This window comes from Stenotrophomonas sp. (assembly GCF_036662295.1).
Lineage (GTDB): Bacteria > Pseudomonadota > Gammaproteobacteria > Xanthomonadales > Xanthomonadaceae > Stenotrophomonas.
In genome coordinates, this window is sequence record NZ_JAVWXA010000033.1 from 19676 (window position 1) to 39761 (window position 20086).

General features: G+C 68.1%; 15 protein-coding genes, 2 tRNA genes and 1 pseudogene. 16 read left to right on the plus strand and 2 right to left on the minus strand.

Features of this window, described 5'->3' with window-relative positions; translation table 11 throughout:
* Positions 1-113: 113 nt before the first annotated feature.
* From ppnN to RSA25_RS08820, 8 genes are all read left to right on the plus strand, one after another.
* A complete protein-coding gene (ppnN, locus tag RSA25_RS08785; RefSeq protein ID WP_332808512.1) occupies positions 114-1502 on the plus strand; it encodes a nucleotide 5'-monophosphate nucleosidase PpnN in 1389 nt (462 codons plus the stop codon).
* A gap of 206 nt (positions 1503-1708) precedes the next feature.
* The gene (locus RSA25_RS08790) at positions 1709-2224 is read left to right on the plus strand and encodes a GspH/FimT family pseudopilin (protein ID WP_332808513.1); all 516 of its coding nucleotides are present in this window, start codon (positions 1709-1711) and stop codon (positions 2222-2224) included.
* A complete protein-coding gene (gene pilV, locus RSA25_RS08795) occupies positions 2224-2718 on the plus strand; it encodes a type IV pilus modification protein PilV (RefSeq protein WP_332808514.1) in 495 nt (164 codons plus the stop codon). Before RSA25_RS08790 ends, pilV begins: the two co-directional genes overlap by 1 nt.
* Complete coding sequence (locus tag RSA25_RS08800; RefSeq protein WP_332808515.1) at positions 2715-3884, plus strand: PilW family protein; 1170 nt, start codon at positions 2715-2717, stop codon at positions 3882-3884. The genes pilV and RSA25_RS08800 overlap by 4 nt, the downstream gene beginning before the upstream one ends.
* A gap of 3 nt (positions 3885-3887) precedes the next feature.
* Positions 3888-4409 (plus strand): PilX N-terminal domain-containing pilus assembly protein, encoded by a 522-nt coding sequence (locus tag RSA25_RS08805; RefSeq protein ID WP_332808516.1) that lies wholly within the window; start codon positions 3888-3890, stop codon positions 4407-4409.
* A gap of 11 nt (positions 4410-4420) precedes the next feature.
* Positions 4421-8230 (plus strand): PilC/PilY family type IV pilus protein, encoded by a 3810-nt coding sequence (locus RSA25_RS08810; protein WP_332808517.1) that lies wholly within the window; start codon positions 4421-4423, stop codon positions 8228-8230.
* Between the two features lie 21 nt (positions 8231-8251).
* Entirely contained in the window at positions 8252-8671 is a 420-nt protein-coding gene (locus RSA25_RS08815; RefSeq protein ID WP_332808528.1) for a type IV pilin protein, read from the plus strand.
* Positions 8672-8756: 85 nt separating this feature from the next.
* Positions 8757-8833 (plus strand) — tRNA-Asn (locus RSA25_RS08820).
* Positions 8834-8900: 67 nt separating this feature from the next.
* Here the strand turns inward: RSA25_RS08820 and RSA25_RS08825 are convergent.
* Positions 8901-9452, minus strand: coding sequence for a GspH/FimT family pseudopilin (locus RSA25_RS08825; RefSeq protein WP_332808518.1), 552 nt, complete (start codon positions 9450-9452; stop codon positions 8901-8903).
* Between the two features lie 152 nt (positions 9453-9604).
* Between RSA25_RS08825 and uvrB the strand changes: the two genes are divergently transcribed.
* The 3 genes from uvrB to RSA25_RS08840 all read left to right on the plus strand — a co-directional run bounded on the left by uvrB (position 9605) and on the right by RSA25_RS08840 (position 12878).
* Positions 9605-11629, plus strand: coding sequence for an excinuclease ABC subunit UvrB (uvrB, locus tag RSA25_RS08830; RefSeq protein ID WP_332808519.1), 2025 nt, complete (start codon positions 9605-9607; stop codon positions 11627-11629).
* A gap of 106 nt (positions 11630-11735) precedes the next feature.
* A tRNA-Val gene (locus tag RSA25_RS08835) sits at positions 11736-11810 on the plus strand.
* Positions 11811-12410: 600 nt separating this feature from the next.
* Entirely contained in the window at positions 12411-12878 is a 468-nt protein-coding gene (locus RSA25_RS08840; protein ID WP_332808520.1) for a hypothetical protein, read from the plus strand.
* Here the strand turns inward: RSA25_RS08840 and RSA25_RS08845 are convergent.
* Positions 12821-14410 (minus strand): MASE1 domain-containing protein, encoded by a 1590-nt coding sequence (locus RSA25_RS08845; protein WP_332808521.1) that lies wholly within the window; start codon positions 14408-14410, stop codon positions 12821-12823. The two genes, RSA25_RS08840 and RSA25_RS08845, sit on opposite strands and share 58 nt — an antisense overlap.
* Before the next feature lie 309 nt (positions 14411-14719).
* On the opposite strand from RSA25_RS08845, the gene RSA25_RS08850 reads away from it, so the two are divergent.
* The 5 genes and pseudogenes from RSA25_RS08850 to RSA25_RS08870 all read left to right on the plus strand — a co-directional run.
* Entirely contained in the window at positions 14720-17080 is a 2361-nt protein-coding gene (locus RSA25_RS08850) for a DNA internalization-related competence protein ComEC/Rec2 (RefSeq protein ID WP_332808522.1), read from the plus strand.
* Positions 17081-17083: 3 nt separating this feature from the next.
* Positions 17084-17755: a MotA/TolQ/ExbB proton channel family protein gene (locus RSA25_RS08855; RefSeq protein ID WP_332808523.1), complete on the plus strand. Its 672-nt coding sequence runs from the start codon at positions 17084-17086 to the stop codon at positions 17753-17755.
* A gap of 3 nt (positions 17756-17758) precedes the next feature.
* Complete coding sequence (locus RSA25_RS08860) at positions 17759-18181, plus strand: biopolymer transporter ExbD (RefSeq protein WP_332808524.1); 423 nt, start codon at positions 17759-17761, stop codon at positions 18179-18181.
* Positions 18178-19926, plus strand: a complete 1749-nt coding sequence (gene msbA, locus RSA25_RS08865; RefSeq protein WP_332808525.1) for a lipid A export permease/ATP-binding protein MsbA — start codon at positions 18178-18180, stop codon at positions 19924-19926. Before RSA25_RS08860 ends, msbA begins: the two co-directional genes overlap by 4 nt.
* A pseudogene (locus RSA25_RS08870) lies at positions 19926-20086 on the plus strand (tetraacyldisaccharide 4'-kinase); the annotation flags it as partial. The gene msbA and the pseudogene RSA25_RS08870, both read left to right, overlap by 1 nt.

The following is a 20086-nucleotide window of genomic DNA, read 5'->3' on the forward strand; positions in this document are numbered from 1 at the left end:
CCCAGACGTGCCGCAGCGGGAAGACGTATCCAGCGGTCGGGCTTCCCGGCCGTTTTGCTTTTTAAGGGGGCAGCGGTACAGTCGGACACCTTGAGGAAAGCAGAAAAATGGAAATGAAGATCACCGAAAACCCGGCGCGTACGCTGCCGGTGCAGGACGCGCGGATCTACCCGCGCGGTGGGCTGGATGTGTTGTCCCGGGCCGAGGTGGCGCGCCTGCGTGACGCCTCCGGCGGCGGCATGCACGAGCTGCTGCGCCGCTGCGCGCTGGCCGTGCTGACCAGTGGCAGCGCCTCGGACGATCCGCGCGCCGCGCGCGATCTCTACCCCGATTTCGACATCCAGGTGGCGCAGCAGGATCGCGGCGTGCGCATCGACCTGGTCAACGCCCCGGCGATGGCCTTCGTGGACGGCGAGCTGATCCGCGGCGTGGCCGAGCTGCTGTTCGCCGTGGTCCGCGACCTGGCCTACATGGCCATCGAGATGGGCCCGGCCTATGCGGCCGAAATGGAAACCTCCGAAGGCATCACCAACGCCGTGTTCGGGCTGCTGCGCAATGCGCGCATCCTCAACCCGGGCGACCCGAACCTGGTGGTGTGCTGGGGCGGCCACTCGATCGGCCGCGACGAGTACCTGTACACCAAGCAGGTGGGTTACGAGCTGGGCCTGCGCGGGCTGGACATCTGCACCGGCTGCGGCCCGGGCGCGATGAAGGGCCCGATGAAGGGCGCCACCATCGCCCATGCCAAGCAGCGCCGCACCACCACCCGTTACATCGGCCTGACCGAGCCGGGCATCATCGCCGCCGAGTCGCCCAACCCGATCGTCAACCACCTGGTGATCACCCCGGACATCGAGAAGCGCCTGGAAGCGTTCGTGCGCATCGGCCACGGCATCATCGTGTTCGCCGGCGGCGTCGGCACCGCCGAGGAGATCCTGTACCTGCTGGGCATCCTGCTGCGCGAGGAAAACAAGGACCTGCCGTTCCCGCTGATCCTGACCGGCCCGACCGTGGCCGCGCCGTACTTCGAGCAGATCGACCGCTTCATCCGCCTGACCCTGGGCGATGCGGCCGCCGAACGCTATGAAATCATCATCGGCGACCCGGTGGCCGTCGCGCGGCGCATGTCCGCGGGCATCAAGCGCGTGCGCGAGCACCGGCTGGAGCAGAAGGATTCGTTCTTCTTCAACTGGTCCATCGAGATTCCGTGGGAGTACCAGCAGCCGTTCGTACCCACCCACGAGGCCATGGCCGCGCTGGACCTGCACCACGGGCGCCCGCCGCACGCCCTGGCCGCCGACCTGCGCCGCGCCTTCTCGGGCATCGTGGCCGGCAACGTCAAGGAAGATGGCATGCGCCGCATCGAGCAGTTCGGCCCGTTCGAGATCCACGGCGATGCGGACATGATGCAGGCCCTGGACGAACTGCTGCGTGCCTTCGTCGAGCAGCGCCGGATGAAGATCTCCGGCGAGTACCAGCCCTGCTACCGCGTCCTGGCCTGAGCTGACCCCGGGCCGCCCGGGCCCGGCTGACCGGGCCGGGCGAGGGCAGGACGAGGGCAGGGCGGGGAGCCCGGCCCACCCGGCCAGACCGTACGCCTGTCAACGGATTGACGCCCGTCGCCCCCGGGCGACCGTTCGTCCTGCCGCCGCTTGCCGCCGGGCGGCAGGTCGATCATCTTCTGTGCCATCACGCTGGGGAGCGTTCCATGTCTGTACGCCGATCCAAGGGCTTCACGCTGGTCGAACTGATGATCACCCTGATCGTCTTTTCGGTGCTGGCGGCCATCGCCTATCCGAGCTTCCAGGGCTCGATCCGCAACAACCGCCTCAGCACCACCAACAACGAGATCCTCGGCCTGCTCTCGCTCGCCCGCAGCGAAGGCATCCGCAGCAATCGCGGCGGTGGCGTGTGCGGCAGCACCGAAGGCACCGCCTGCGATGGCAGCTGGACCGAGGGCATGATGGCCTGGACCGACGTCGACGGTGATGGCGAGTTCGGCGCTGGCGATACCGTGCTGCGCTTCGGCCAGGGCAATCCGCAGATGCAGGTGGGCAGCCCGGACCCGGATGTCATCGCCTTCGACGCGCGCGGCCGCCGCCGCGCGGCCAGCGACCAGGCCGTCACCCTCACCCCGGCCGACTGCAAGCCCGGGGAGTCCACCCGCACCCTGACGGTGACCCTGTCCGGCCAGGTGCGCTCCACCAACGGGACCTGCACATGATGCGCCGCTCCGGATTCCATGGTCGTCGCGCCAGCGGCGGCTTCAGCCTGCTGGAAGTGCTGATCGCACTGCTGGTGCTGGCTTTCGGCCTGCTCGGGTTCGCCCTGCTGCAGACCATGAACGTGCGTTTCGTGCAGAGCTCCGGCCAGCGCACCCAGGCCACCAACCTGGCCTCGGACCTGATCGAGATGATGCGCGTGCAGCGCACCGCCACGCTCAACGACGGCGACTACGGCACGGCCTCCTTCGCCGCCGGCGACGTGGATGTCACCGCCGCCCCGTGCACCTGGCCGGTAGGCGATGGCACCACGGCCGCCTCCAGCAACGTGACCCGCTGGCAGTGCCAGGTGGTCAAGACGCTCGGCGACCGGGCCACGGCCAACGTCAGCGTGGTGGACGGGCTGGTCACGGTGGGCATCGGCTGGGGCGATGAGCGCTGGGATGCCGACAACGCCGACAGCACCACCACCTTCACCCTGGTCACCCGTCTATGAGCCGTTCCTCGTTCAATGCTCGCCGCGTCGCCGGCCTCTCGCTGATCGAGATGATGATCGCCATGGTCATCAGCCTGGTCCTGATGCTGGGCGTGGTGCAGATCTTCATGGCCTCGCGCGCGGCCTCGCGGCTGTCCGAAGGCGCGGCGCGCACGCAGGAAAACGCGCGGTTCGCGCTGGATTTCCTGGAGCGCGACATCCGCATGGCCGGGCACATGGGCTGCGTCAACGACCAGGCCCACGTCATCAAGGACGGCGACAGCATCAAGGTCCACGTGGCCGGCATCACCAGTGGCGATGGCAGCCCGCTGGACTTCTCCGTGCCGATCCAGGGCTACGAGGCCGACGGCACCGCGCCGGGCGATGAACTCACCATCGGCGGCACCTGGTCGGCCGCCGGCAGCACCCCCACCGCCGTCAGCGGCCTCACCCCGGCGCCCCTGGCTGGCAGCGACATCCTGGTGATGCGCTACCTGGCCGCCGAAGGCTCGCCGGTGCTCAATATCGTCAACGGCACCGACTCCACGGTGACCATCGCCGGCGATGCCGCCGCGCGCCTGTCCGCCGGTGCGGCCACCACGCCCTCGCTGTTTGCCGTCTCCGACTGCAGCCGGGTGGACATCTTCTCCGGCAGCCTGGCCGACGACACCATCACCGCCACCGGCACCTCGCTGGCCAACTACGCCTCCAACAACGCGGTGACCATGGTCTATCGCGCCGAGTCGCTGGTGTACTACGTGGCCCTGAACACCGCCAACGAACCGGCCCTGTACCGCGCCCGCGCCAACGGCGATGGCGAGTTCGAGCAGGGCGAGGAAATGGTGGAGGGCGTGGAAAGCATGCAGTTCGTGTACGGCCTGGATGCGGAGACGGCCATCAGCGGCACCGCGCCGCCGACCGGCGTGATCGACGTGCAGAGCGTGGCCTCCGATGTGAGTACGGCCACCGATGAAACCGCCGTGGCCGCCTGGCGCCGGGTGGGCATGGTGCAGCTGGGCCTGCTGATGCGCAGCCCGCAGCCGGCCTCGGCCGAGCAGGCCAACGCGGATGTCGCCCAGCTGGGCGTGCTCGGCGTCGCCTTCAATCCGCCGCAGACCAACGATCGCCGCTACCGCGCCTCCTACGAGGTGTCCGTGGCACTGCGCAACCGCCTGTTCGGGAACTGAGCCATGAACGCCTCCGCCCTTCGTCGGTTCTCCCCGCCCGCGCGCCAGCGCGGCGCGGTGCTGTACATCGCGCTGATGCTGCTGATCCTGCTGTCGCTGCTCGGCATCGTCGGCATGCAGGTGGCCAGCATGCAGGAGCGCATGGCCTCCAACTACCGCGCGGTCAACGTGGCCTTCCAGGCCAGCGAGCGCTCGGTGCGCGATACCGAGCGCTCGATCGAGGCGCTCGACAACAACACCGGCGATGGCGACGGCCTCGACCCCGCCGACATCCAGCGCCTGTGCGATGACGGCTACGATCCGACCCGCTGGGTGGGCGAGCAGACCCTGGCGGGCGCGCCGGCGGTCAACGTGCGCCGCATCGAAACCTGCATCCAGGGCGAGGCCGCGCTCGACATGGGCACGCCCGAAAGCGAAGAGCCGACCCGCGTCTACCAGATCACGTCCTTCGCCTCCGACCGCGACGACGACAACAACAACGAAGGCACCAGCTCGGCTGCCATCGATACCGTATTCAAGCTCTGAGGACCGCCATCATGCTCACCCGAAAGACCAAGATCGTGACGGGCTCGGGCCTGCTGCTGGTGGCAGCTGGCGGCTGGTTGGCCTACTCGCTGTTCGCCGCGCAGGCGCAGGGCGCGCTCTCGCAGATCCCCATGAACGTGAAGGTGTCGGCCACGCCGTCCTTCATCATGGCGGTGGATGACTCCGGCTCGATGACCTTCCAGACCCAGTTCCCCGGGCAGGACGGCACGGCCTGCTGGAGCAACACCCGACAGAGCTTCTTCACTGCCAACGGTGCACTCAATACGCCTGAAACGATCAAGAACGCGTCCGGCACCACGCAGGGCGAATGCAGTTACTTCTACGTTTTGCCAGGGCCGCGCGTCAACGAATGGAATGGCATTCCCTCGCTGGACCTTTACGGATTCGCGCGTTCGGCCGCCTACAATCCGACGTTCTACGATCCCACGGTCAAATATGAGCCGTGGCTGGGCGTGTTCACCGTCGCGCGCGTGGAGAAGATCCAGGCGTACGGAAACGCGTCAACCGCCAATACCCTCATCGATCCCCGGAAGACCGACACCGTGGCCGTGGGAGCCGCTTACCTGGGTACCGCCAACTGGGACGTGGTGCGCATGCAGAACGGCATGACCATCCCCGCCAATACGCCGTACCGGTCTGTCACCCGCAACAATGACAGGAACGGCAACTTTGTTTCCTACACCTTTGGCGCGGTCAACAGCAACACTCGTGGCACTACCTACAACAGCGCGGGTTACGCAAGCATCCAGTACACCCCGGCCACCTTCTTCATGCCGTGGACCGGTACGGGCGATGCCTACCCGCAGCTGGACGGTACTGCCAATGCCTACAGCGCCGTGAGCCGTACCAAGGTGGACAATGCCTGTGGCACCGGTTGCCACATGTGGAAGTATGTGCTGAGCACCAGCGACACGGCGGCACTGCAGAATTTCGCCAACTGGTACTCGTACTACGGCAACCGCAACCGCGCCATGATCGCCGGCATGACCCGCGCCATGGACGTCAACAACATGTACGTCGGTTACTTCAAGATCAACGAGCACGGCTCCTACGACAGCGCGGACAATGACAAGAAGCGGCTGGCCATCCAGAACATGGGCACGCCGTCGGAAAAGATCGCGCTGTACAAGAAGATGATCGCACTGACCGCCAGCGGTAGCACGCCAAACCGGCAGGCGGTGAATGCCGCCGGCATGCAGTTCCAGCGCACCGACAGCAACGCGCCGGTGCGCCTGTCGTGCCAGAAGAATGCGGTGATGCTCTTCACCGACGGGTACAGCAACCAGGACGGCCCGAAGATCGGCAACATCGATGGTGTGATGGCGGCACCATTCAAGGATGGCAACGAGAATACGATGGCCGATATCGTGTCCCAGTACTATCTCAATCCGCTGCGCACCGATACCAATATGCCGCGTGGGCAGGTGCCGGTTCCGCAGGCCTGTGGCACGGGCAACGCCGACCCGTCGTTGGATTGCAACAAAGACCTGCACATCAACTTCTACGGCATCACCTTGGGTGCGCGTGGCAACCTGTACAACCCTACCAACCCGCAGAACCCGTACACAACGCCGGCCATCTACAACAACTGGCCGTCGCGGCAGAACGACAACCCCAGCACCGTGGATGACATCTGGCACGCGGCCACCAACACCCGCGGCGAATACATCAATGCGCGTACCCCCTCGGACATCACCGCGGCCATGCGCCGGGTGCTGTCCTCGGTGGCGGCCGGCGAAGCCTCCTCGGGCAGCCTGGGCCTTACCGGTGCGCGCATCGGTGCCGGCTCGCTGTCGGTCACCCCGACCTTCGAGGTGGGCAACCAGGAAACCGACTGGTTCAGCCGCCTGACCGCCTCGACCCTGAGCGTCAATGAGCAGACCCGCGTGGCCGAATACACCGCGGCGTGGGAAGCCTCGGCCAAGATGGCCACGCAGACCGCGCGCAACGTCGTCGCCACCAAGGGCGCAAGCGCGGTTACCTTCAACAGCACCAACATCGCCTTCGCCGACCTGTGCAACAAGCCCAGTGGCCTCTACGGGGACATGGTGCTGTGCAGTGGCGCGGAGATCGAGGCGCTGGGCGGCAATCTCACTGCGGCCCTGGCCTACCTGAAGGGCGACCAGTCGCGTGAGGTCAGCAAAGCCAACGGCATCTACCGCTCGCGCAGCACCGTGCTGGGCGACATCGTCAACTCCAGCCCGGTGATCAGCTCCCCGCGCGATGACTACGGCTACCAGCGCATCAGCACGGACTTCGCCGAGTCCTACGCCGAGTACCTGGCCAGCAAGCGCGAAAACGGGCGGTACATGGTCTACGTGGGGGCCAATGACGGCATGCTGCATGCCTTCGACGGCGGCATGGACGGGGAAGGCAACACCGACAGCGCCGGTGGCACCGAAACCTTCGGCTACATCCCCGGCACCGCGCTCGGCCACATGGGCAACCTGCTGTATCCCTACAAGGCCGCCAACAAGAACGACCAGAAATTCCGCCACCGCTATTACGTGGATGGCCCCATCACCGTGGCCGACGTGCAGCGTTCGGGCAACTGGGCCACGGCCCTGGTGGGCACCGCCGGCGCCGGCGGGCGCGCGGTGTTCGGTCTGGACGTGACCGACCCCTCGACCTTCGGCACCACCAACCGCCTGTGGGAGATCAGCGACGTCAACACCGACCTGTCCGCCGCGGTGCGTGCCAATATCGGCCACGTGCTGGGCAAGCCGGTCATCGTGCCGGTGAAAAACGGTGACGACGTGGCGTGGAAGGCGATCTTCGGCAACGGTTACAACAGCGCCGACGGCAAGGCCGTGCTGTTCGTGGTCGACATGGCCGATGGCGCGGTGCGCATGATCACCGCCACCGAGGGCACCAGTACCGCCCCGGCCGGCACCAACGGGCTGGGCAACATCGTGGTCATCGACCGCTGGCGCCCCAACCCGGCGGCCAATCCGCCGGTCGGGCAGGAGAGCGTGCGCGGCCGTGACGGCCTGGCCGATACCGTGTACGCCGCCGACCAGCGTGGCGCACTGTGGAAGTTCGACCTGGAGAGCGCGAGCGACAGCGTCACCGTGCCGGTGTTCACCACCCAGCGCCAGACCGACAACAACAACGGGCAGGTATTCCGCCAGCCGATCACCGGCGGCATGACCACCGTCACCGGCCCGGGCGGCGGCGTGATGCTGCTGTTCGGCACCGGCAGTTTCTCCTTCAGCAGCGATCCGCAGGACACGGCCTCCCAGGCCCTCTACGGCGTCAACGACGTCAGTGGGCGGCAGCCGACGACGACCCTGACCCCGACCGATCTGGTGTCCTATACGGTCAACACCGATGCCACCGGCACCAAGCGCTCGGTGGTGGCGGCCGACTTCACCGGCACGGCCTACGGTTGGCGGGTGGCCTTGCCCGGCTCGGGTGAACGCTTCGTCGGCAATCCTGCAGTGGCGGCCGGCGTGGTATTCCTGCCCACCTACCTGCCCAACAATGGCGCCGAGGGCTGCTCCACCGAGGGCTCCAACTGGCTGTTCGGCTTGAACCCGGTCAGTGGCGTCGCCGCGCTGGACCAGGCGCGTATCGGTTCCCCGGAGGGCGATCCCTACGGCACCGGCACGGCCGCCACCAGCTTGAATACCGGCGGCACCGCACCGGTCAAGGACGTCGGCGTGGCCGTGGTGCCGCGACTGGGCGCCGGCGGCGGCCCCAGCGACCGCGCCTGCTGGATGGTCGTCAACGTGGCCGGTGCCGAACCGCTGTACCTGCCGTACCCCTGTGGTCGCCAATCCTGGCGCCAGATCCAATAACGTGCCGGAAGCCTGGACATGATGAACAACAGCAGCACTCTTCGCGGCAAGGCCGGCAGCGCGGGTTTCACCCTGATCGAGTTGATGATCGTGGTGCTGGTCATCGCCGTGCTCGCGGCGGTGGCTTATCCCTCCTACAAGCAGCACCTGCTGAAGACGCGGCGTGGCGTGGTCAAGGCGGACATGGTCGAGTACGCGCAGCGGGCCGAGCGCTACCACTCGGTCAACAACACCTACGCCAACTTCGCCCTGCCGGTGGAAGTCTCGCCGCGCGAAGGCGGCACGGTGCGCTACAACCTGGCGTTCGAGGGGGATGGCTCCAGCTTCTCCATCACCGCCACGCCCGATGGCGAGCAGGCCAAGGACGGGTGTGGCACGCTCGGCGTGGACCAGGCCAACCGCAAGAGCAACAGCACCGGCGAACTGGCCGACTGCTGGTAAGCCGGGCAGGGTGGGGCAGGGCTGAAGCGAAGCATGCGGCAAGGTGTTGCCCTTCAGCCAAAGCACCTTTACAATGCGCCTCCCCGCCCGAATAGCTCAGCCGGTTAGAGCACTTGACTGTTAATCAGGGGGTCGTTGGTTCGAGTCCAACTTCGGGCGCCAGATCTGAAAAAGCCGCGAGAAATCGCGGCTTTTTTTGTTTCGCCGCCGGCCGCGCCGGCCCGGCGGATCAGCGGATGCAGCCACCGGGGGCGTCGTGCACCTCCGAGCGCACGCGCCCGGTGTTGTTGATCACCACCCGCCCATACAGATGGTCATGGCGGCAGATCCACAGCGACAGATTGGTGCCGTACGCGCGGCCGTCGGGGCGATAGCGCAGCCGGCTGCGGCCACGATTGCCCACGATCCGCCAGCCGGGCGGTGCCCGCCACGCCTGGTGGCGCAGCACGCCATCGGCCGCAGGCGGTGCGCTGCTTCCGGCGGGCGCTTCATACACCATCCAGCCGCTGCCCCAGGCATCCACGCCGGCACAGTGGCGCCCCTCCACGCTGGCACACACGCTCACTTCGGCGTGGCGCTGGATGGCGGCCAGCCGCGCGAAGGCCAGGTCGGTGCTGAGCAGGTGGCGGGCGTTGGCGGCGCGCTGGCGATCCAGCAGCGCCCGTGCATCGGGCAAGGCCACGGCGCACAGCACGCCCAGGACCAGCACCGCGACCAGGCATTCGACCAGGCTCCAGCCCGCAGGGCGGCGGCGCGGGGCGAAGCGCGTAGGAGAGGGCATCGACATCCCGGCGGCAGCGGCAGGAAACCCAGCCTGCGCGGCCCGCCAGCCACGGCCCATCAGCCGCCCCCGCAACGCCGCGTCGGCCGTCCCCTCAGCCGGCCGTCACCTTTGCCCCCGGTATACTGGAGGGCCCGGGATTTGGCGGCACCATGAGCGATCGCTTCGAACTTGTCTCTCCGTATTCACCGGCCGGCGACCAGCCGGCGGCGATCGAGAAGCTGACCGCCAACTTCGAGGCGGGCATCGCCAAGCAGACCCTGCTGGGCGTGACCGGGTCGGGCAAGACCTACACCATCGCCAACGTCATCCAGCAGGTCCAGAAGCCGACGCTGATCATGGCGCCCAACAAGACGCTGGCCGCGCAGCTCTACGGCGAGTTCAAGTCGTTCTTCCCGCACAACGCGGTGGAATACTTCGTCAGCTACTACGACTACTATCAGCCCGAGGCCTACGTGCCCTCGTCGGACACCTTCATCGAGAAGGACAGTTCGATCAACGAGCACATCGAGCAGATGCGGTTGGCCGCGACCAAGACGCTGCTGTCGCGCCCGGATGCGATCGTGGTCGCCACCGTGTCGGCGATCTACGGCCTGGGCGCGCCGGAAGACTACCTGTCGCTGCGCCTGATCCTGTCCACCGGCGAGCGCATCGACCAGCGCGACCTGATCAACCACCTCACCCAGCTGCAGTACACGCGCAACGAGTACGAACTGCAGCGCGGCACCTTCCGCGTGCGCGGCGAGGTGATCGACGTGTTCCCGGCCGAGTCGGACAGCGAGGCGGTGCGCATCGAGCTGTTCGATGGCGAGGTGGAGCAGATCAGCATGTTCGACCCGCTCACCGGCGAGAGCCTGCGCAAGCTGATGCGCTATACGGTCTACCCCAAGACCCACTACGCCACCACGCGCGAGCGGGTGCTGTCGGCGGTGGAGACCATCAAGGCCGAGCTCAAGCCGCGCCTGGAACAGCTGTATGAGCAGAACAAGCTGGTGGAGGCGCAGCGGCTGGCCCAGCGCACCCAGTTCGACCTGGAAATGATGGCCGAAGTGGGCTTCTGCAACGGCATCGAGAACTACTCCCGCCATCTCACCGGCAAGGCGCCGGGCGAGCCGCCGCCGACCCTGTTCGATTACCTGCCGCCGGATGCGCTGCTGGTGATCGACGAGTCGCACGTGACCATTCCGCAGATCGGGGCGATGTTCAAGGGCGACCGCTCGCGCAAGGAAACGCTGGTCGAGTTCGGCTTCCGGCTGCCGTCGGCGCTGGACAACCGCCCGCTGCGGTTCGAGGAGTGGGAGGCGCGCTGCCCGCGCAGCATCTATGTCTCGGCCACGCCGGGGCCGTACGAGCTGCGCGAGGCCGGCGATGAGATCACCGAGCTGGTGGTGCGTCCGACCGGCCTGATCGATCCGGTGGTCGAGATCCGCCCGGTCGGCACCCAGGTGGACGACCTGATGAGCGAGGTCAACGAGCGGATCAAGCTCGGCGACCGCGTGCTGGTCACCACGCTGACCAAGCGCATGGCCGAGAACCTCACCGAATACCTCACCGAGCACGGCATCCGCGTGCGCTACCTGCACTCGGACATCGACACGGTCGAGCGCGTGGAAATCATCCGCGACCTGCGCCTGGGCAAGTTCGACGTGCTGGTCGGCATCAACCTGCTGCGCGAAGGCCTGGACATGCCCGAGGTGTCGCTGGTGGCGATCCTGGATGCGGACAAGGAAGGCTTCCTGCGCTCCACCGGCTCGCTGATCCAGACCATCGGCCGCGCCGCGCGCAACCTGCGTGGCAAGGCGATCCTGTACGCGGACAAGATGACGCGCTCGATGCAGGCGGCCATCGACGAAACCGACCGCCGTCGCGCCAAGCAGGTCGAGTACAACACGCTGCACGGGATCACGCCCACCTCGGTGCTGCGGCCGATCACCGACGTCCTGGAGGGCGCCCGTTCGGAGGCGGCCGAGAAGGAGGCGCGGGGCAAGGGCAAGGGCCGTGGCGGCCGCGTCGCCGAGGAGGCGGTGGACTACCGTACGCTGGAGCCGGCGCAGATCGCCAAGCGCCTGCAGGCCCTGGAGCAGAAGATGTACCAGCACGCGCGCGACCTGGAATTCGAGGACGCCGCCCATGTCCGCGACCAGATCCGGGTGTTGAAGGAAGCCAGCCTGGGCTGAACGCGATACCGTGAATTATCTTCACAAAAGTATTGCGCTTCCCGGGGGACCTCCGTAATATACGCGGCCTGCACCGACGCAATCGCAGCGGTGCAGGGCAGGAAACGGGCGGTTAGCTCAGCGGTAGAGCACTACCTTGACATGGTAGGGGTCACAGGTTCGAACCCTGTACCGCCCACCACTCTCAAGCCAGCGACATCAAGGTTTGAAGTGGAAAGAGCAGTTTGCAGGTCACGCAAGGTGACCTGGTAGTGGCCCCGAAGCGGGGCACGTCATCCATAAGCATTCTCCCAGGATTCCAGACAGCGCCGATTGGCGTTTTTTTCGTTTTCGTTCTCGTCGCATGGCGCAGCGGTTTTGCCTGCAGGTACGGGCGGCTCTTGGATCGGCGCGTGGTGGGGGTTGCGCAGTTCGCACCGGATCGCTCGTTTCAACTCGGCCGATGGCAGCGTTTGTTGCACGGAGCGCGGCCAGGCAGATACGCGGGTGCGCCCTGCGTGTCATCCACTCGAGGCACCACCATCATTCCGACGCGGACGGCATTTGGATCGATCCGCGCCCGACGATGCCGCCCGTCCGTGTCCCACTGGAAAGTCACGTATTTTCGCGACTTTCACGGGCGCCATTTTCCTGACGGGCCGTTTCCGTCACCTGACTATCAGGGCCCCGCGGGCCAATACTGCCGTCCCCGGAATCTTGTGCTAGCGTCTGCGGGCCAATTGGCAGGGATTCCATCCAGTTGGGCGAGGTCAGGAAACTTCAACCATTATGAGGAGGCATCATGAGGATGCTGCATCGTCTTACTGTCATTACCATCGCGGCGGGCGTGTTCGCACCGGCGCTGGCGCTCGCACAGAACACCCAGGCCGCTGGCACCTGCTGCAGCACCGATCCGCACGGCGTCTCGATCGCTTCCAAAGGCATCGGCGAATCGGCGCCGCTGGCCCTCAACGTCAGCCAGACATCGGCGTGGAAGGCGTTCGAGTTCAAGCGCGACGGCATCTGGTACCTGCAGGTCAATGACCGCGACGGCAACGTGCACGCGATCATCGGCAATGTCGACCGCGAGTTCTGGACCCTGCCGGGCGGCGTGGACGCCGACCGCGTCTCGCTGCCCAGCCACCTGCTCGATATCCCCGCGGGGGCAACCCGCACCGTGGTGTATCGCAAGCCGCAGATGCTGCTGGTCGGTTACAGCACGGCCGGCGGCATGATCTGGTCGGTGGAAAGCCCGGACGGTACCCGGTAAGTCACCGGCATCTCGATCAGGGTCAGGCGGATACGGTTACGGCGGCACTGCACGGTGCCGCCGTAAGCCAGTACCCGGCCGCCCAGCAGCTCCATCGCCTGCGCGGCCGTGCTGCGGGTCAGCCGGCGGGTGGGGTCGAGCAGGGCAATGGTCATCACGATGCCGCGCGTATCGCCACGTTTGCCGCAGCGGGTGCGGATCTGCAGGTAGCCGTGCTCGCTGCGCAGCAGCAGCCCCACCGCATCGGACAGGCTGCGATAGGCCGCCAACTGCAGGCCGAGGCTGAGCTGGCACGGGTCACCGGCCAGCAGCGGGCGCGCAATCCGATCGGTGGCGTTCCAGGCCTCGGCGATACCGCCGATGCGCAGCGCGACATACAGCCCGGAGTATTCGATCTCGGTCGGGTAGACCAGGCTCATCTGCTCGCGGAACTGCAGGGAATGGGCCAGGTTGCTGCGCAGCATGTCCATCGCCGGCGCATGGTGGCCGCGTTCCTTCAACCACTCCACCGCCTTGCTGAAGGAGGTGTCGATATCGTCGCTGATGCGCTTCATGTGCAGGGCCCGCTCGCGCATGTCCTGCTCGCTGGCCAGGTGCGAGATGCGCGCCAGGTCCAGCGCCCGGTTGCCGAGCCGGTCGCGTTGTTTGAACCGGTGGTAATGGTGGGAAATGGTCGAGCCGAGCAGCAGCAGCGTCGTACCGGTCACCGCCAGGATCTGCTGTGACAGGAACGTCGTGTCGTCAAATGAGCCGGGCAGGCCGGTGCTCTGCAGGGTCAGGCCGATGGTCAGGTTCAGCGTGACCACGCTCACCGCCGCGCCGCGCCAGCCGTACAGGCAGGTCAGCGCGATGGCCGGGAACATCATCGCCAGGTGCAGGCTGTGCTTGGCGATGGCGTTGCTCTCGGGCAGCCGCATCGCGGCCAGGCCCAGCAGCACGATCAGGCCCAGCGAGACGGGCAGGGCGAACGACCACCCGCGGGTGGCCACGTAGGCGACGTGGCGGCGCGTCCACAGCAGCGCCAGCGGCGCGAAGATCAGGATGCCGAGATAATCGCCGATCACATAACGCGCCACCCCGGTCCAGGACACCGCGTCGTGCAGCGTGGGCATCAGCAGGTAGGCCAGGCCCTGGTTGAGGAGGGAGACCGACAGCGCCGCCAGCACGGCGACCGACAACAGCCAGGATTCGTTGTTGGAGGCCATCAGCCGGCGGTGGGCGTGCACGATCAATGCCACGGTGGGCATCAAGACCGCCGAGGCGATGACGACCCAGGCCAGGCCATATTTCTCGATCAGCGGGAAACGCGCCTGCGCGAAGAACAGATACTCGCCTGCGATCAGGTACGGCCAGTATCGCGGCGGCGCCAGCAGCAGGGCGGCGACACGCACGCCGGCGGGCAGGTAGAACTGGTCCACCGAGGTGCCGCGCGCGATCCAGTAAGACAGCGCATACAGCACGGCCAGCACCACGCCGATCGGATGGATGCGCAGATTGAGGTGAAACTCCTTTTTCAACCAGCTCAGCTGCACGGATACCTCCGTTCACGTGGGTGGTGCGCTGCCTGCGGCGGTGCCGGGGCTGAACGGACACTATCGGCGAAACCGTCCAGATGCAACGCCATGGCCGACAAAACATACGACAGCACTTTATGCGGTCTGCATCGCGTGAAAATCGGATTTGATGCAGTTCACGTTTTTAAGGCATGCGCGGGATCGACCGACGACAGGCGCGCCAACTGACTGATGGTGGGCGCCGCGCAGGCGACCGACGATGGTCCGATGTCCAGCAGCCCCGCAACGAAGGCCGCCCGTAGCGTCCTGCAGGGCAGGGGGCCTGCCGTGCACCTGCCCCTGTTCGGCAAGGCCTGTGCGGCCGCGCTGCTGCTGGGCGCCTGCGCCTGCGTGTTCGCCCCGGTGCTGATGCCGCGCTGGGCGGCGGCCCTGGTGCTGGCGGCGGGCGTGCCGATGTGGGGCGCCCCGTGGCGAGGGCGCGTGCTGGGTGCGGCGTTGTGCGGGCTGGGCTGGGCAAGCCTGCACGCGCATGCGGCGCTGGCGCTGCAACTGCCCGCGCAGGCGGCGGGCGAGTACCGGGTGCAGGGCCGGGTGCTCGATCTGCCCGTGCACGGGGCGGTCAGCACCCGCTTCCTGTTTGCCGTGGATGACGACCCGGCGCTGCCCGCGCCGGTCCGCGGGCGTTCGTTCGTGGTGAGCTGGCATGGGCGGCCGGGCGTTGGGCGTGACCCGCGGCTGCAGGTGCAGGCCGGTGCGCGCTGGGAGCTGCCGGTGCGGCTGCGGCCGCCGCGGGGGCTGCGCAACCCCGGCGGCTTCGATGCCGAGCGCCACGCCGTGCTGCAGCGCGTGGCCGGCAGCGGCTATGTGCGCGCGCCCGGCCAGGCCCGGTCGCTGGGGCCGGGTACGGGGCTGCCTGCCTGGCGCGAGCGCATGGCCACGGCGATCACCACCCAGGTGCACGGCGACGGCGCCCGCTTCGTCCAGGCGCTGGCACTGGGCGACACCCGTGGCCTGCGCCAGGCCGACTGGGACGACCTGCGCGCGTTGGGCCTGACCCACCTGGTGGCGATCTCCGGCTTCCATGTGGGCCTGGTGGCCGGGGTGGCGGCGTGGCTGGCGACGCTGGCCTGGCGCGGCTGGCCACCGCTGGGCCGCGCGCTGCCGCGGCCGCTGGCGGCCGCCCTGATGGCGGTGCTGGGCGCGGCGCTGTATGCGGCGGTGGCCGGTTTCGCCTTGCCCACCGTGCGCACGGTGCTGATGATCGCCGTGGTGGCCGCCGCGCGCTGCGCCCGCCGGCCCACCACCGTTGGCCAGTCGCTGGCCCTGGCCGCCCTGGCGGTGCTGCTGGTCGATCCGCTGGCGCCGCTGGCGCCCGGGTTCTGGCTGAGTTTTGCCGGGGTGCTGTGGCTGGTGTGGTGCCTGCCCGGGCACGAACGCGGCTGGATGCGCAGTTTCATCGGTGCCCAGGGCGTGGCCAGCCTGGCCTTGCTGCCGCTGACGGTCGCGCTGTTCGGCCAGGCGTCGCGCGCCGGGCCGCTGGTCAACCTGTTGGCCATTCCATGGTGGAGCCTGGTGGTGGTGCCATTGGCCTTGCTGGGAACGGCACTGGAGGCGGTGGTGGCCGGGGCCGGGCGCTGGCCCTGGCAGCTGGCCGCGATGTGCTTCGACGCCAGTTGGCGCTTGTTCGGCCACGCCGCGCGCCAGGGTTGGGCGCTGGGGTGGTTGCCCGAAGCGGACCGCTGGGCGGTGCTGGCCGCGCTGCTCGGCGTGGGCGGCGTGCTGCTGCCGCGCGGCAGTGGCGGGCGCTTGCCGGCGCTGGTGCTGTGCCTGCCATTGCTGTGGCCGGCCCCGTCGCGGCCGCCGCCGGGCGAGGTCGAGCTGCTGGTGATGGACGTGGGGCAGGGACTGTCTGTCTGGGTGCGCACCCGCCACCAACGCCTGTTGTACGACGCCGGACCCGCGGCCGAGGGGGGCTTCGACGCCGGCGAGCGGGTGGTGGTGCCGACCCTGCACGCCCTCGGCGAAGACCGCCTGGACCGGGTCCTGCTCAGCCACGGCGACCGCGACCACGCCGGTGGCGTGGCGGCGGTGCGGCGCGCGTTCGGCGAGCCGCCCCTGCACGCGCCGGCCGGGGCGCTGCCCGGGATCACCGCGCCGTGTGCGGCCGGCCAGGCCTGGGAATGGGACGGCGTGCGGTTCCAGGTGCTGCACCCGCCGCCCGACACGCCGTACCGGGGCAACGAGAGCAGCTGCGTGCTGCGCATCGCCACCGCCCACGGTGCCATCCTGCTGGCCGGCGACATCGGCGCGGCCAGCGAGGCGGCGCTGCTGGCCGATGCGGCCGCCGTGCGCGCCGCGTTGATCGTGGTGCCCCATCACGGCAGCGCCGGGTCGTCCAGCGAGGAATGGGTGACGGCCGTCGCCCCGCGCCTGGCCATCGTCTCGGCCGGGCATGGCAATCGCTTCGGCCACCCGCGCGCGGTGGTGGTGGCGCGCTGGCAGGCGGTGGGGGCCGAAGTGCTCAACACCGCCGACAGCGGCGCGCTGCGCGCCTGGCTCGGGCGTGAAGGCCTGCAGGTGCGTGAACAGCGGGTTTTTCAGCCCCGTTGGTGGGATGCCGCGGAGCGGAGCCGGTCGGCTGCTATCCTATCGGCGATCAAACAGGCGGCCGATGGGCCGGAGGGTTGAAACGTGTGGGAACTGGTCAAGGCCGGTGGCTGGCCGATGGTGCCGCTGCTGCTGTTGGGCGTACTGGCTTTGGCAATTGTCCTGGAGCGTTTCTGGACCTTGCGTCGTAACGAAGTGCTGCCCCCCGGGCTGGGGCAGGAAGTGCGCAACTGGGCCGCACGCGGCAAGCTCGACCCGAGCCACATCCAGTCGCTGCGGGCCAATTCGCCGCTGGGCGCGTTGCTGGCGGTCGCGCTGGAAGCGCGCAACCGCCCGCGCGACCAGATCCGCGAGCGCATCGAGGATGCCGGGCGGCACCTGGTGCATCGCATGGAGCGCTTCCTGAACGCCCTCGGCACGATCGCCTCGGCCGGTCCGTTGCTGGGCCTGCTCGGCACGGTGGTCGGCATGATCCAGATGTTCCTGGGCATCCTCGACCACGGCGTGGGCGATGTGAACCAGCTGGCCGGCGGCATCGGCAAGGCACTGGTGTGCACCGCCACCGGCATGATCGTGGCGATTCCGGCACTGATGTTCCACCGCTATTTCAAGGGCCGCATCGGCGGATACGTGATCGAGATGGAGCAGGAGGCCAGCGCACTGCTGGACGCGCTCGACGGTCGCCCGGGCGTGATGAACAGCCCCGCCCGTGCGCCGGCGGCCGGCACCGCCGCGCCCGTCACGGCCAAGGGCTGACGGATGCGCATCGGCAATGACCGGGGCCAGGACGAACCGCATATCGATCTGGTCCCGCTGATCGACGTGATCCTCGTGCTGATCATCTTCTTCGTGGTCACCACCACCTTCGACGCGCGCTCCACGCTGCAGTTGCAGCTGCCCACCGCCAGCCAGCAGGACACCACCGAGCCGCCGCGCTCGCTGAGCGTGCTGGTCAACGCCGAAGGCCGCTACTTCATCAACGACCAGGAAGTGCTGCGCACCGACGTGGAGTCGGTCAAGCAGACCATCGCGTCCGTGGCCGGCAGCGACCGCGAGCAGACCGTCCTGCTGCGCGCCGATGCCCGCACCCCGTATCAGGCCGTGGTCACCGCCCAGGATGCCCTGGGCCAGCTCGGCTTCCGCCGCATCGCCATCGCTACCGCGCCGGAGGTGCGTCCATGAGCAAGAAACATGCCCCGGTCTGGCCGATCTACAAGCGCCTGCTCGGTTATACCCACGCCTACTGGATGTTCATGGTGGCCGCCGTCATCGGCATGGTCGTCGAGGCGCTGGCCGGTTACCACTTCAGCAAGCTGATGGAACCGCTGGTCAACCGGGGCTTCGTCAACCCCGAGCCGCGCATGGCGGTGATACTGCCGCTGACCATCCTGGGCCTGTTCGTGGCGCGCAGCGCGGCCACGTTCGTCAGCGACTACGCGCTGGCACGCACCGGCCGCAGCGTGGTCCGCGACCTGCGCGAGCAGGTGCTGGAAAAATACCTGCACCTGCCGTCCTCGCACTTCGACAGCGAATCCACCCCGGTGATGGTCAGCCGGCTCAACTTCGATACCGAGCAGGTCACCCAGGCCAGCGCCGACGCGCTCAAGACCCTGGTCGCCGATACGTTGACCATCATCGCCATGCTGGTGGTGATGCTGCAGATGAGCGTCAAGGTGACCGTGGCCATGCTGGTGGTGGTGCCGCTGATCGGGGTGATCGTGTCCTTCGTGGGCAAGCGCTACCGCCGCATCAGCCGTGGCATCCAGGACGGCATGGGCAGCATGGCCCAGACCGCCGAGCAGTCGCTGGCCGCGCAGCAGGAAGTGAAGGTGCACGGCACCCAGGCGCATGAAATCTCGCGCTATGCGCGCCTGGCCAACCGCATGCTGGGCCTGAACATGAAGGTGGAAACCACCCGCGCCGCCGCCTCCAGCGTGGTCCAGTTCCTGGCCGCGCTGGCGCTGGCGGTGATCGTGTGGGTGTCCACCCGCGAAGCCCTGGCCGGCCGCCTCAACGCGGGCCAGTTCATGGGCCTGATGATCTCCATGACCGCGATCATCCCCTCGCTGCGCCGCCTGACCAGCGTGCAGTCCTCCATCGCCCGTGGCGTGTCGGCGGCCGAGCGCCTGTTCTCGATCCTGGACATGCCGGTCGAGCGCGACCAGGGCGTCAAGCAGATCGGGCGCGCCCGCGGCGAACTCAGCTTCGAACACGTGATGCTGCGCTACCGCGAAGACACCGGCGTGGCGCTGGACGACATCAGTTTCGTGGCCAGGCCCGGCACGGTGACCGCGATCGTCGGCCGTTCCGGCAGTGGCAAGACCAGCCTCATCCGCCTGGTGCCGCGCTTCTACGAACCCAGCGGCGGCCGCATCACCCTGGACGGGGTGGCGCTGGACGACTACCCGCTGGCCGACCTGCGCCGCCAGGTGGCGATGGTTGGGCAGAAGGTGATCCTGTTCGATGACAGCGTGGGTGCCAACATCGCCTACGGCATGGAGGCCACCGATGAACAGATCCGCGCGGCCGCCGAAGCGGCCAACGCGTGGGAGTTCATCGAGCGCATGCCGCAGCAGTTGCAGACCCCGGTGGGCGAGAACGGCGCGCTGCTGTCCGGCGGCCAGCGCCAGCGCCTGGCGATCGCCCGCGCGATCCTGCGCGATGCCCCGATCCTGATCCTGGACGAAGCCACCGCCGCGCTGGACAACGAATCCGAGCGCCTGGTGCAGGACGCGCTGCAGCGGCTGATGCCCGAGCGCACCACGCTGGTGATCGCCCACCGCCTGTCCACCATCGAACACGCCGACCAGGTGCTGGTGATGGACCACGGCCGCATCGTCGAGCGCGGCACCCACACCGAGCTGCTCGCGCTGGGCGGGCTCTACGAGCACCTGCACAAGATGCAGTTCCGCGAAAGGCAGCCTTGATGGCGGCCAAGGGCACCCGCACGCCCGCCTACTGGTACGACGACAGCGCCATTCCGCTGCCGGCGCGCCTGCTGGCGCCGGTGTATGCCGCGGCCATCGCGCTGCGGCGGCTGCTGTACCGGCGGCGCTGGCTGAAGCGCCACGCGTTGCCGGTGCCGGT